Here is a 12127-nt window from a genome sequence, read left to right on the forward strand (position 1 = left end):
AATTCTGTATCGCGGAAACTAGTCTCCACCTTACAGAATGGAGCCGATCCGCAGGCGGGCACGGATCGAGGAAGTGCCCGCCGGAGCACCCTTCGCCGGCTCCACCGTCCAAGGAGTGTCGTGCTCATGGCTGCAGATCAGGGACCCGGTCCCAGCCTTCGGCCGGGGGTGCCCACGGGCGCATCCCCCGCCGCCCCGGCCGTCACCGTCGCCGGTCCGAGCGTCCCCCGCGCGGCGGAGGTGCTCACCCCGGAGGCGCTCGCCTTCGTGGCCGGGCTCCACTGCGCCTTCGAGGGCCGCCGCCAGGAGCTCCTGGCCCGGCGGAAGACCCGCCGCGCCGAGATCGCCCGGACCGGCACGCTGGACTTCCACCCCGAGACCGCCGCGATCCGTGCGGGTGACTGGAAGGTCGCCGAGGCCCCGCGAGCGCTGCGGGACCGCCGGGTCGAGATCACCGGGCCGACCGACCGCAAGATGGTGATCAACGCACTCAACTCCGGTGCGAGGGTCTGGCTGGCCGACTTCGAGGACGCCACTGCCCCCACCTGGGAGAACGTGGTCACCGGCCAGCTCAACCTGATCGACGCCTTCGAGGGCCGGATCGACTTCACCTCACCGCAGGGCAAGGCCTACACCCTCAGGCCCGCCGCCGAGCTCGCCACCGTCGTGGTCCGCCCGCGCGGCTGGCACCTCGACGAGCGACACCTGCTGGTCGATGGCGCCCCGGTGGCCGGCGCCCTTCTCGACTTCGGCCTGTACTTCTTCCACAACGCGGAGCGGCTGCTGGCCAAGGGTGCGGACGACCCCAACTCGGGGCCGTACTTCTACCTCCCCAAGACCGAGAGCCACCTCGAGGCCAGGCTCTGGAACGATGTCTTCGCCCACGCGCAGGCCGAGCTCGGCATCCCGTACGGCACCATCCGGGCCACCGTCCTGATCGAGACCATCACGGCGGCCTTCGAGATGGAGGAGATCCTCTACGAGCTGCGCGACCACGCCTCCGGGCTCAACGCGGGCCGCTGGGACTACCTCTTCTCGATCGTCAAGAACTTCCGCGACGCCGGCGGGCACTTCATCCTGCCGGACCGCAACAGCGTCACCATGGCCTCGCCGTTCATGGCCGCCTACACCCGGCTGCTGGTGCGAACCTGCCACCGGCGCGGTGCCCACGCCATCGGCGGGATGGCCGCGTTCATCCCCTCCCGCAAGGACCCCGAGGTCAACGCGGTGGCCCTGGCGAAGGTGAAGGACGACAAGGACCGCGAGGCGGCGGGCGGTTTCGACGGCTCCTGGGTGGCCCACCCCGACCTCGTCCCGGTGGCCCGGGCCTCCTTCGACGCGGTGCTCGGCGAGCGCCCCGACCAGAAGGACAACCCGGGCCCGGACGAGGCCGTGACGGCCGCCCGGCTGCTCGACATCGCCGGCGCCGGCGGCAGCTGCACCCGGGCCGGGCTGCACAACGCCGTCCAGGTCGGCATCCGCTACATCGAGGCCTGGCTGCGCGGCCTCGGCGCGGTCGGCATCTTCAACATGATGGAGGACGCCGCCACCGCGGAGATCTCCCGCTCGCAGATCTGGCAGTGGGTCCACAACGGCGTCATCCTCTCCGACACCGGCGAGAAGGCCACCGCGGAGCTGGTCCGCCGCCTCGTGGCCGAGGAACTCGCCGCCCTGCGGGCCGAGTCGGGCGACGCCGCCTACGCCCGGGGGCGCTGGAGCGAGGCCGCCGAACTCTTCGAACAGCTGTCACTGGCCGAGGAGTTCGTCGACTTCCTGACCCTGCCGGCGTACGAGCTACTCGACTGAGCGCGGCCGGTGGAGGGCCGGACGGCGCACCGTCCCTGGCACGGCCCGGAGCCCGGTGCGGATCAGCCGCGGGAGGCGAGCTCCTTGGCGGCGCGGGCGCAGGCCAGGGCGATCCGGTCCTCGTCCGCCGTGGTCAGGTTGCCGTGCTCGACCACGGTGTCGCCGTTGACGAAGAGGGCGGTCAGCGGGGGCAGTGCGCCCAGCACCAGGGCGGCGACCGGGTCGGCGATCGAGGAGTGCATGATGCCGTCGATCCGCCAGAGCGCCAGGTCGGCGAGTTTGCCGGCCTCGATGGATCCGATCTCGTGATCGCGGCCGAGCAGCCGGGCGCCGCCCATGGTGCCCAGGCGCAGCGCCTGGCGGACCGTCAGTGCGTCCGGGCGGCCGTGCAGGCGGTTGATCAGCAGGGCGTTGCGCAGCTCGGTGCCGAGCTCACCGGACTCGTTGGAGGCGGTGCCGTCCACACCCAGGCCCACCGGGACGCCGGCCCTGAGCATGTCCGGGACCCGGGCGATGCCGGCCGCCAGCCGTGCGTTGGAGGAGGGGCAGTGGGCGACGCCGGTGCCCGTCCCGGCGAACCTGGCGATGTCGGCGTCGTCCATGTGGACGCAGTGCGCCATCCAGACGTCCTCGCCCAGCCAGCCGGTCGACTCGAAGTAGTCGGTCGGGCCCATGCCGAACCGCTGCCGGCAGAACGCCACCTCCTCGGTGGTCTCGGAGCCGTGGGTGTGCAGCCGGACGCCCTTGCGGCGGGCCAGTTCGGCGCTCTGCCTCAGCAGCTCGGTGGAGACCGAGAACGGTGAGCAGGGGGCGAGGGCGACCTGCAGCATCGAGCCGAAGGAGGGGTCGTGCCACGTGTCGACGGCCGCCTCGGAGGAGATCAGGATGTCCTCGGTCCGCTCGACCGTGTGGTCCGGCGGCAGTCCGCCGTCCGTCCTGCCGCGGTCCATCGAGCCGCGCAGCGCGGTGAAGCGCAGGCCGAGTTCGCGGACGGCCTCGATGGAGGCGCCGAGGACGTCGCCACCGCCGCGCGGGAAGACGTAGTGGTGGTCACAGGCGGTGGTGCAGCCGGACTTGAGCAGCGCGGCGGCGGAGCCCAGGGCGGCGGCGTGGACGAGGCTGTCGTCGATCCGGGCCCAGGCCGGGTAGAGCGCCACCAGCCAGTCGAAGAGGATGTCGTTCTGGGCGAGTCCCCGGGTGATCCACTGGTAGAAGTGGTGGTGGGTGTTGACCAGCCCCGGGGTGGCCAGGTGGCCCTCGCCGTCGATCCGGCGCACCACGTTGTCCAGCCACCGCGGGGCGGGGCCGTCGCCGACCGACTCGATCCGGTTGCCGAGGAGGACCAGGTGGCCGCGGGCGTACTCGGTGTCGTCGGCGTCGACGGTGGCGATCGCGACGTGCTCGATCACGGTCCGCCGGTCTGCGGGCGGGGGCTGGACTGCCATGGTGTGACTCCTAGGGGGAGGGCCGGGGACGCGGGACGCGCGGTCGCGCGCCCCCCGGCCGGTCAGGGCGGTGGCGCCGTCGGGCCGGGTGCTTCGCCGTCCGGGGAGCGGCGGTTCCCGCCGAGGTGGTGGAAGAGCAGGTTGAGCAGGACGGCCGCGATGCAGCCGGCCGAGATCCCGGAGTGCATCAGGGTGCGGACGGCCTCCGGGAACGGGTCGTAGAAGTCGGGGGAGGCGATCGGGATGACGCCGACCCCGAGCGACACCGACACCACGACGGTGTTGGCACCGGAGTCCAGGCCGGCCTCCGCCAGGGTGCGGATACCGCTCGCCGCGACCGTGCCGAAGAGCACGATCCCGGCGCCGCCGAGCACCGGCTGCGGCACCAGCGAGACCAGTGAGCCGAGCACCGGGAAGAGTCCCAGCAGAACCAGGATCCCGCCGCCGGCCGCGACCACGAAGCGGCTGCGGATCCCGGTCAGTGCCACCAGTCCGATGTTCTGGGCGAAGGCACTGCAGGCGAACCCGTTGAAGACCGGGCTGAGCGCGGTGGCCAGGCCGTCCGCCCGCAGTCCCGCCGTCAGGGTCCGCTGGTCGGCACGGCGGTCCACGATCCGGCCGAGCGCGAGCATGTCGGCGGTGGACTCGGTCATCGAGACCACCATGACGATGCAGAGCGAGACGATCGCGGTGAGGTCGAAGGCCGGTGCGCCGAAGTGGAACGGGGACGGGAGCGCGAAGATCTTCGAGTCCTCGACCGCGCCGAAGGCGGTGAGCCCGAGCGGGAGGGCGGCCAGGGTGCCGATCGCCAGCCCGATCAGGAGCGAGAGCTGCTGCCGGAAGCCGCGCAGCAGCCGGTTGCACAGGACCACCGCGGTGAGGGTGAACGCGGCGAGCCCGATGGCCCCGGCGGATCCGTAGCCGGGGGCGCCGGGCGAGCCGCCCCGGGCCCAGCCGACCGCCACCGGAAGCAGGGAGACCCCGATGAGGGTGATCACGGTGCCCTGGACGACCGGCGGGAAGAACCGGATGAGCCTGCTGAAGTACGGCGCCGTGAGCAGGCACAGCACCCCCGCGGTGATCACGGCTCCGAAGATGACGGGCAGGGCCGCCTTGGGGCCGTGCTCCTTGGCGATGGCGAGCATCGGTGCGACACCGGCGAACGAGACGCCGTTCACGAACGGCAGCCGGGCGCCGATCCTCCGGACGCCCAGAGTCTGGAGCAGGGTGGCCAGACCCGCGGTGAACAGGCTGGCCGAGATGAGCAGGGCGAGCTCGGCGGGGGAGAGCCCGACGGCGGCGCCGACGATGAGCGGGGGCGCGACCACGCCCGCGTACATCGCGGCGACGTGCTGCAGACCGGTGGTGAGGAGCCGTACCGGCGGGAGCAGTTCGTCCACCGGATGGACCCCGTGGCCGGGCGGGGTGCCGGGGGTGGTGGCCGGCACCCCGCCCGGCCGCGGTGGTCCCTCGGGGGTGGAACCGCCGTCAGTGGTTCGGGTGGAACGGAGTGCCATGTCGAGCCCCTCCTGTGCTCGCGGCCCCGGCGCGCCCGTGGTGCCGGAGACGGCCCGAGGGCGGTGCGGAGTCTCTCGGGCGGATTCTTCGGCGACTCCGGTCGGCCGCCGGGTGAGCACGCTCTCCGACGGGTGGAGAGACAGGCTCTTCAACTGCCGTGACTGTCAGGGGTGTTGCCGGAATTCCGGGACCGTTCGGCGGGTGGTTCCGGAGGGTGCGGTGGTGCCGGACGGCGTCCATGGTGGCCGGGGGTCAGGTGACCGGGATCACCGGGACGACGCCCTCGCGGTGCACGGTGCCCTCGATGAGGCCGTACATCCGGTCGGCGGCGTAGTAGACCTCGTCGTCGTTCTTGAGGCCGAAGGGCTCCAGGTCGACGAGGAAGTGGTGTTTGTTCGGCAGCTCCAGGCGGACCTCGTCCACCTCGGCGCGGTTGTCGAGCACCCGGGCGCCCATCGCGTGCAGGGTCTGCTGCAGCGAGTAGGAGTAGGTCTCCGCGAAGGCCTCCAGCAGATGGCGCCTCACCTGGGCGTAGCAGCGGTTCCAGTCGGGCTGGGCGGTACCCGCCCGGCCGCGGTAGGAGTACGTCCAGCGAGCGGTCACCTCGGTGGCCAGGATGCGGTCGTAGGCCTCCTTGAGGGTGGTGTACCTGTCCTTGAGGTAGCCCCAGAACTCCGAGTCGGTGGAGTTCATCACGGTCAGCCCCCTGAGGCCGGAGATCACCCGGACGTCCTCGCCGTCGTAGACGATCTCGGCGGTGCGGGTCTCCTGGCCGTTGCGGACGAAGGAGTGGCCGACCTTCTTGGGGCCGGTGGGGTGCGAGGTGCCGTCCGGGGTCCCGATCCGGTCCCAGGCGTACTCCTCGATCCGGATCCGGGCGCGGCGGACCGGAGCGGTGCTGTCGACGAAGTGGCGGGCCAGGGTGATGCCGAAGGCCTCCGCCGACTCGATGCCGTACTCCTTGGCGAAGGCGTAGACGGTGTTCTTGGTGGTGTCGGTGGGCAGGCAGTTGGCGTTCGAGCCGGTGAGGTGGACGTCCTCGAAGTCGCCGGAGAGCGCGACCGAGACGTTCAGGTCCTTGATCTCGTGGCGGGAGGAGTCGCGGCGGACCCGGACGATGCGGTTCTCCGCCTTGCCGTACTGGTTCTGACCGAGCACATGGGCCATGGCAGGCTCCTAAGCAGGTCGCGGCCTAGCTTCCGCGGTAGACCGAGTAGCCGAACGGGTTGAGCAGCAGCGGCACGTGGTAGTGCTGCTGCGCGGGCGCGACGGTGAAGACGACCGAGACCTCGGGGAAGAACGGCGTCCCGTCCGGTCCCGGTGTGCGGTCCGCCCCCGCGGCGTAGTAGGCGGCGGTGTCGAACCGGAGCCGGACGACCGAGCCCGCCGCCACGGCCGGCAGGTCCCCGGCCCGGCCGTCGGCGTCGGTGGCCCGGGTGCCGAGCACCGTCCAGCCGCTCCCGGTGCGGGTCGCCAGCTCGACCGGGACGCCCTCGGCCGGGCGGCCGAGGCTGGTGTCGAGCACATGCGTGGAGATGCCGGTCATGAGTGAAGTGACCTCGAATACAGGTGAGTTGACCAGTGATCAGCGAATTTCAGAAGCCGTCGAGCAGCCGGTTGATGCGAATGTCGTTGATCTTGCGCAGTTCACCCCGGACGATCTCCGTCTCGGTGGCGGCGTCGTTGGGAAGACGTCGACGCAGTGACGCGAGCATGGTGGCGGCGGTGTGGCCGCTGGCGCAGACCAGGAACACATGGCCGAACTTCGCCTCGTAGGCGGCGTTGGCCCGGTGCAGTTCGTCGAGGAGCGCGATGTCCGCGCCCCGGACACCGGCCTGCTCGCACTCGGAGGCGGCGTCGCCCGCCCTGGGCTCGCCGATCCGCGCGTGGCCGGCCATCGCGTCCTTCAGGGCCTGGACGGTGAGCGACGCCATGGCGGCCGCGTTGGCGGCCAGCAGCGCCTCGCGGTCGGCCCACGGCCGGGAGGCCGCGACGGCCCCGGCCCAGTCGGGGCTGGCGCAGATCTCCAGCAGGATCCCGGCCAGCTCGGCCGAGGGGGCCTCGGCCAGCGCCTTCAGGGTGGCGGTCGCGTCAGCAGGCGCGCGGGGGTGGTTGGTCACGGGTGGACCTCCTGAGGAGTGGTGCCACTCGCACAAGCTAGATCCGCCACCCCCGAGCGTCAACACTTTGTTGAACGGTTGGTGGTCGTGTTTCGGGCGGTCGGGGCGTCCGGCGTGTGATCCGCCGAATACGCCTGCCGCCAAATACGCCAGCCGTCGAGTACGCCGCTGCTACGGCCATAGCGGGCTGGGCCGATGGCGGCTGCGGTCAGCTGGTCCTGCCGCTCTCCTGCTGCCGGTTCAGCGCGATCTTGCGAGGAACCCCGGCCGTTTACGGCCGGGAGGAATCGCATCCTAGACCCGGAGGAGTGGAGCGCCGGAGTTCGCTTCGTTGGCAGCCGGTGCTTGCTGTCAGTGCCTCCTGTTACGTTGCGCTGGTGAAGCTCGTGACGCAGGTGAAGCTGATGCCGGAGGCCGACCAGGCCGCCGCACTACGCTCCACCCTGCGCGCGGTCAACGACGCGGCGTGCTGGGTGTCGGTTGTGGCCTTCGAGTGCGGTGTGCCACGTGAGTGGGAGCTTCGCAAGCACACCTACGCTGAGTTGAAGGCGCGCGGACTGGGGGCGCAAGCCGCCCAGCACGTCATCAAGAAGACACGGGATGCCTACACCGCGTTGAAGGCGAACATCCGCGCCGGGAACCTCGGTAAGCCGGGTTCCAAGCGCCGGGTCAAGGCGGAGTCCAAGCCGATCGCGTTCCGCCCTGAGGCCGCGCAGCCCTACGACGACCGGTGTCTGTCCTGGCAGTTCGATGCTGGAACAGTGTCGATCTGGACCACGGCCGGACGGCTCAAGGGCGTGCGTTTCACGTGTTCGCCGGACGCGCTCAAGATGCTCCGCGAGCACCGCCAGGGCGAGAGTGACCTGATCGAACGTGACGGCGAGTTCTACCTGGTCGCCACCTGCGACGTCCTGGAGGAGCCCCTCAACGAGGATCCGACCGGATTCATCGGCGTCGACCTCGGCATCGCCAACATCGCCACCACGTCCACCGGTTACCGGGCTGCGGGGCGCGGCCTGAACCGGCACCGCAGGCGGCAACTCGACCTCCGCAGGAAGCTCCAGGCCAAGGGCACCAAGGCTGCCAAGCGCCTGCTCAAGAAGCGTTCCCGCAAGGAAGCCCGGCACGCCGCCAACGTCAACCACATCGTCTCCAAGGCCATCGTCACCACCGCTGAACGCACCGGCGCGGGTATTGCCCTGGAAGGTCTCACGGGCATCCGCGGCCGGGTACGGCTCCGCAAGGACCAGCGGACCTCTCTGCACTCGTGGAGCTTCCATCAGCTCGCCGTCTTCGTGGGGTACAAGGCGAAGCGCGCCGGGGTGCCGTTGGTGTACGTCGATCCGGCGTACACCAGCCAGGAGTGCTCCGAGTGTCACCACATCGACCGGAAGAACCGCGTCGATCAGGCAACGTTCGCGTGCCGCGCCTGCGGGATCGTCATGCATGCGGACTTCAACGCGTCCCGCAACATCGCCCGCAGGGGCGAGACCGTGTGGACTGCGGGGCGTGAGTCACGCGTCCCAGCCACCGCAACCCAGGTGGCTCAGACGTGGGAGGCCACGCGGCAGCCAGCCGCGCCCTAGCCACAAGCCCGGCCCCTTCAGGGCCGGGTCAAGTTGACGTAGTTGTATACAGTGAACCGGCTGACGCCGAGTGCCGCGGCCACCGTCTCCACCCCGTGGCGGACGGTGAAGGCGCCGCGCTCCTCCAGCAGGGCGACCACGCGCTGCTTCTCCCCGCGGTCCAGTTCGGCCAGCGGGCGGCCGTCGAACTGGCGGGCCATGTCGGCCAACAGGCGCTCCAGGGCGCTGTTCAGGTGGGGGAGGCGGACGGCCACCGCCGGCACGCCGTCCCACTCCAGGACGACATCGTCGGGCCGGGCCTCGGTCAGCTCGACCCGGGTCGCGCCGACGGCTTCCAGCAGCGGCTTTATCGCCGAGGCGAGCGGGTGCTCCAGGGTGTCGCTCACGGCGTGCCCACTCCTTCCGGACCCTGCTCCGTGCCCTTGTCGAGGACGCTGACCTGGAGGGAGATCCGGGTGGCTCCGGCGTCCAGGGTCTTTCGCAGCAGCTCGGAGACGGCGGACAGCACCTGCTCCGCCTCGCCCTCCGCGCCGGTGCCGAACGGGCCGACGGACACGGCGAGACCTGCCTCGTCCACCGCCCGCCGGGCGGCCGCCGCGTGCTCGGGGAACGTGTCCAGCTCGAACGGTTCGGTCGTGAACTCCACCATCAATCGCACCCGCTCACTCTATCGAGAGGCGCCGCGGGCGGGGGCGGGACGGGGAAGGGCCGGGTGGCCGGGCGGTGCCCCTCCCGCGCGCGAGGGAGCTCCCGTACGCCGGAAGCGGCCCGAGGGCGACGGCGGGGCGGGGGATCTCCACGGGGCCCGGGGAGCCGCGAGGGCGGATACGGTCAACTGTCCAGGAGCAGATGCCCGGTTGCCGGGATACCCTCGCAGTTCCCCGAGCCCCGGACCGTGCGACTCACCTGATCGGAAGAGAGGCCGCCGCCATGCCCGCCACCCCCGTCGAGGGCCATGTGGTCGTCGCTCCCGACAAGTTCAAGGGCACCCTGTCCGCTGCCGAGGCCGCGGCCCGGATCGCGGCGGGCATCCGCCGCACCGTCCCCGGTACGGAGGTCCGCGAGCTGCCGGTCGCCGACGGCGGTGAGGGCACGCTGGACGCCGCGCTGGCGGCCGGGTTCGCCAGGGTGCCCGTCAGGGTCACCGGTCCGACCGGGCTTCCGGTGGACGCCGCGATCGCGGTCAGGGGGGACACCGCGGTGGTCGAACTGGCCCAGGCCGCCGGGCTGGCCCGGCTCCCCGGCGGGCGTACCGCGCCGCTCACCGCCGGTTCCCGCGGAGTCGGCCAGCTGATCGCCGAGGCGGTGGCGCTGGGTGCCGGACGGATCGTGGTCGGCTTGGGCGGCAGTGCCTGTACCGACGGCGGTGCCGGCATGGTCCAGGCGCTCGGTGCGCGCCTGCGCGACGCCGGCGGGGCCGAGCTCGCCCCGGGCGGCGCGGCGCTGCGCGGACTGGCGGCCGTCGACCTCTCCCCGCTCGCCGACTCGCTGGCCGGGGCCGAGATCACCGTCGCCTGCGACGTGGACAACCCGCTGCTCGGCCCGCGCGGCGCGGCCGCCGTGTACGGCCCGCAGAAGGGGGCCGCAGCCGAGGACCTGGTGGTCCTGGAGGAGGGGCTGACCCGCTGGGCGGACACGGTCACGGCGGCCGTCGGCCGGGACTTGCGCGAGGTCCCCGGCGCCGGGGCCGCGGGCGGGGTCGGCTTCGCCGCGCTGGCGCTGCTCGGTGCCACCATGCGGCCGGGTATCGAGCTCCTCCTCGAACTGCTGGGTTTCGACGAGGCGGTGCGCGGGGCGCGCCTCGTGGTGACCGGCGAGGGCTGTCTGGACGCGCAGACGCTCCACGGCAAGGCGCCCGCCGGCGTCGCCGCGGCGGCCGCCCGGGCGGGGGTCAGGGTGGCCGCGGTGGCCGGGCGGCTGGAGCTGGGGGAGGAGCAGTGGCGAGGGGCCGGCTTCGTCTCCGCGGTCGCCCTCACCGATCTGGCCGGACGGCCCGGCGACAGTACGGCCAGGGCCGCTGAGCTGGCCGAGCTGGCCGGCGAGCGGCTGGCGGCCGCACTGCTGGCCCGCTGAACCCCGGCGGCGGCTCGCGGCTGTGCGCATTGACGTTCTGTTGAAGGCGGTCCTAGGCTCCGAGCCATCACGGCAGCCGGTCCGGGCGGTTTGAGCGCAGGACCGCCGACAGCCGCCCCGGCACCGCCCGCCCGCTTCGGCGACCACCACCCGTACTTTCCGAGCACGGAGGTCCAGATGCCGCTCAGTGAGACGCCGCCTCAGGGACCGCCCCGCCTCCGGGTGCCCGTACCCGGTGCCGCCACCGCGGTGTTCCGCTCCCGCCGGGTGGTGCTGCCGGACGGGGAGCGTCCAGCCGACGTGCTGATCCGAGGCGGTCGGATCGCGCGGATCGCCGACCACGGCACGCTCGCCGAAGAGGGCGTGACCGACCTCGGCGAAACGGTTCTGCTGCCCGGTCTGGTCGACACCCATGTGCATGTGAACGAGCCCGGCCGCACCGAGTGGGAGGGCTTCGCCACCGCCACCAGGGCCGCCGCCGCGGGCGGGGTCACCACGATCATCGACATGCCGCTGAACTCCGTACCGCCCACCACCACCGTGGACGGCCTGGCGGCCAAGCGGACGGCCGCCGAGGGCCAGGCCTGGGTCGACGTGGGCTTCTGGGGCGGGGCGGTCCCGGGCAACACAGCCGAGCTCGAACCGCTGCACCGGGCCGGGGTGTTCGGCTTCAAGAGCTTTCTCGCCCCCTCCGGCGTGGAGGAGTTCCCGCACCTCGGGCGGGCCGACCTGGAGACCGCGCTGGCCGAGCAGGCCAGGATCGGCGCACTGGCGATCATCCACGCCGAGGACCCCGCGGTGCTCGCCGCCGCCCCTCGGCAACCGGGCACCCACTACCGGGACTTCCTCGCCTCCCGGCCGGCCGAGGCCGAGACCGCCGCCGTGGCGGGGCTGCTGGAGGCCGCCGGGCGTACCGGTGCCCGGGTCCACGTCCTGCACGTCTCCTCCGCCGCCGTGCTGCCGCTGCTGCGGCAGGCCCGGGCGGACGGCGTCCGGGTGACCGCCGAGACCTGCCCGCACTACCTCACCCTCGCGGCCGGGGAGGTGCCGGACGGCGACACCGCCTTCAAGTGCTGCCCGCCGATCCGCGACGAGTCCAACCGCGAGCTGCTCTGGGAGGCCCTGGCGGGCGGCGAGTTCATCGCCGTCGTCTCCGACCACTCGCCCTCCACACCGGAGTTGAAGGGCCTGCGGCGCTACGGCGGCAGCGGCGACTTCACCGCCGCGTGGGGCGGTGTCGCCTCCCTCCAGCTCGGCCTGCCCGCCGTCTGGACCGAGGCCCGCGGGCGCGGCCACGGTCTGTCCGAGGTGGTCCGCTGGATGTCCGCCGGACCTGCCTCGCTGGTCGGCCTGACCGGCAGCAAGGGCGCCATAGCGGTCGGGTACGACGCCGACCTGGTCGCCTTCGACCCCGACGCCCGGTTCGCGGTGCGCGCCGACCGGTTGCACCACCGCAACCCCGTGACCCCGTACGCCGGCCGGACCCTCACCGGTGCGGTCCGCGCGACCTGGCTGCGCGGCCGGGCCGTGGACGTGACCGGTGAGCCGTTCGGCCGTCAGCTAACTCGAAGCTAGGAGT

General features: G+C 72.3%; 11 protein-coding genes. 4 read left to right on the forward strand and 7 right to left on the reverse strand.

From position 1 onward, the window contains the following. Nucleotides 1–126: 126 nt before the first annotated feature. Entirely contained in the window at nt 127–1806 is a 1680-nt protein-coding gene (gene aceB, locus ACSMTC_RS30335) for a malate synthase A (protein ID WP_436562918.1), read from the forward strand. Nucleotides 1807–1868: 62 nt separating this feature from the next. Here the strand turns inward: aceB and ACSMTC_RS30340 are convergent, their stop codons facing one another. From ACSMTC_RS30340 to uraD, 5 genes are all read right to left on the reverse strand, one after another. Then, nucleotides 1869–3251 carry an 8-oxoguanine deaminase gene (locus tag ACSMTC_RS30340; RefSeq protein ID WP_436562919.1) on the reverse strand — a complete coding sequence of 461 codons (1383 nt, stop codon included), beginning with the start codon at nt 3249–3251 and terminating at the stop codon, nt 1869–1871. 62 nt (nt 3252–3313) lie between these two features. Beyond that, nucleotides 3314–4768, reverse strand: a complete 1455-nt coding sequence (locus ACSMTC_RS30345; protein WP_436562920.1) for a nucleobase:cation symporter-2 family protein — start codon at nt 4766–4768, stop codon at nt 3314–3316. A gap of 253 nt (nt 4769–5021) precedes the next feature. Continuing rightward, entirely contained in the window at nt 5022–5936 is a 915-nt protein-coding gene (gene pucL, locus ACSMTC_RS30350) for a factor-independent urate hydroxylase (protein ID WP_436562921.1), read from the reverse strand. A 25-nt stretch (nt 5937–5961) separates the two neighbouring features. Then, nucleotides 5962–6315 (reverse strand): hydroxyisourate hydrolase, encoded by a 354-nt coding sequence (gene uraH, locus ACSMTC_RS30355; protein WP_436562922.1) that lies wholly within the window; start codon nt 6313–6315, stop codon nt 5962–5964. Between the two features lie 49 nt (nt 6316–6364). Then, nucleotides 6365–6889: a 2-oxo-4-hydroxy-4-carboxy-5-ureidoimidazoline decarboxylase gene (gene uraD / locus ACSMTC_RS30360; RefSeq protein ID WP_436562923.1), complete on the reverse strand. Its 525-nt coding sequence runs from the start codon at nt 6887–6889 to the stop codon at nt 6365–6367. A 404-nt stretch (nt 6890–7293) separates the two neighbouring features. Between uraD and ACSMTC_RS30365 the strand changes: the two genes are divergently transcribed. Further along, entirely contained in the window at nt 7294–8475 is a 1182-nt protein-coding gene (locus ACSMTC_RS30365) for an RNA-guided endonuclease InsQ/TnpB family protein (RefSeq protein WP_436564853.1), read from the forward strand. A 17-nt stretch (nt 8476–8492) separates the two neighbouring features. Here ACSMTC_RS30365 and ACSMTC_RS30370 read toward each other — a convergent pair whose 3' ends face one another. After that, nucleotides 8493–8861, reverse strand: a complete 369-nt coding sequence (locus ACSMTC_RS30370; RefSeq protein ID WP_436562924.1) for a helix-turn-helix domain-containing protein — start codon at nt 8859–8861, stop codon at nt 8493–8495. Next, nucleotides 8858–9133, reverse strand: coding sequence for a thiamine-binding protein (locus tag ACSMTC_RS30375; RefSeq protein ID WP_436562925.1), 276 nt, complete (start codon nt 9131–9133; stop codon nt 8858–8860). The genes ACSMTC_RS30370 and ACSMTC_RS30375 overlap by 4 nt, the downstream gene beginning before the upstream one ends. Nucleotides 9134–9405: 272 nt before the next feature. Between ACSMTC_RS30375 and ACSMTC_RS30380 the strand changes: the two genes are divergently transcribed. Together ACSMTC_RS30380 and allB are read left to right on the forward strand one after the other, a co-directional pair. Next, on the forward strand, nt 9406–10548 hold the full coding sequence (locus ACSMTC_RS30380) for a glycerate kinase (RefSeq protein ID WP_436562926.1): 1143 nt from the start codon (nt 9406–9408) through the stop codon (nt 10546–10548). Nucleotides 10549–10725: 177 nt separating this feature from the next. After that, entirely contained in the window at nt 10726–12123 is a 1398-nt protein-coding gene (gene allB / locus ACSMTC_RS30385; RefSeq protein WP_436562927.1) for an allantoinase AllB, read from the forward strand. Nucleotides 12124–12127 lie beyond the last annotated feature (4 nt).

Source organism: Kitasatospora sp. HPM-01-4 (assembly GCF_051374625.1).
Taxonomy (GTDB): Bacteria; Actinomycetota; Actinomycetes; order Streptomycetales; family Streptomycetaceae; genus Kitasatospora.

Excerpts from the sequence above, each read along its gene's own strand:
- aceB (WP_436562918.1), top strand. The coding sequence starts at position 127 with ATGGCTGCAGATCAGGGACCCGGTCCCAGCCTTCGGCCGGGGGTGCCC.
- ACSMTC_RS30340 (WP_436562919.1), bottom strand. The coding sequence starts at position 3,251 with ATGGCAGTCCAGCCCCCGCCCGCAGACCGGCGGACCGTGATCGAGCAC.
- ACSMTC_RS30345 (WP_436562920.1), bottom strand. The coding sequence starts at position 4,768 with ATGGCACTCCGTTCCACCCGAACCACTGACGGCGGTTCCACCCCCGAG.
- pucL (WP_436562921.1), bottom strand. The coding sequence starts at position 5,936 with ATGGCCCATGTGCTCGGTCAGAACCAGTACGGCAAGGCGGAGAACCGC.
- uraH (WP_436562922.1), bottom strand. The coding sequence starts at position 6,315 with ATGACCGGCATCTCCACGCATGTGCTCGACACCAGCCTCGGCCGCCCG.
- ACSMTC_RS30365 (WP_436564853.1), top strand. The coding sequence starts at position 7,294 with ATGCCGGAGGCCGACCAGGCCGCCGCACTACGCTCCACCCTGCGCGCG.
- ACSMTC_RS30380 (WP_436562926.1), top strand. The coding sequence starts at position 9,406 with ATGCCCGCCACCCCCGTCGAGGGCCATGTGGTCGTCGCTCCCGACAAG.
- allB (WP_436562927.1), top strand. The coding sequence starts at position 10,726 with ATGCCGCTCAGTGAGACGCCGCCTCAGGGACCGCCCCGCCTCCGGGTG.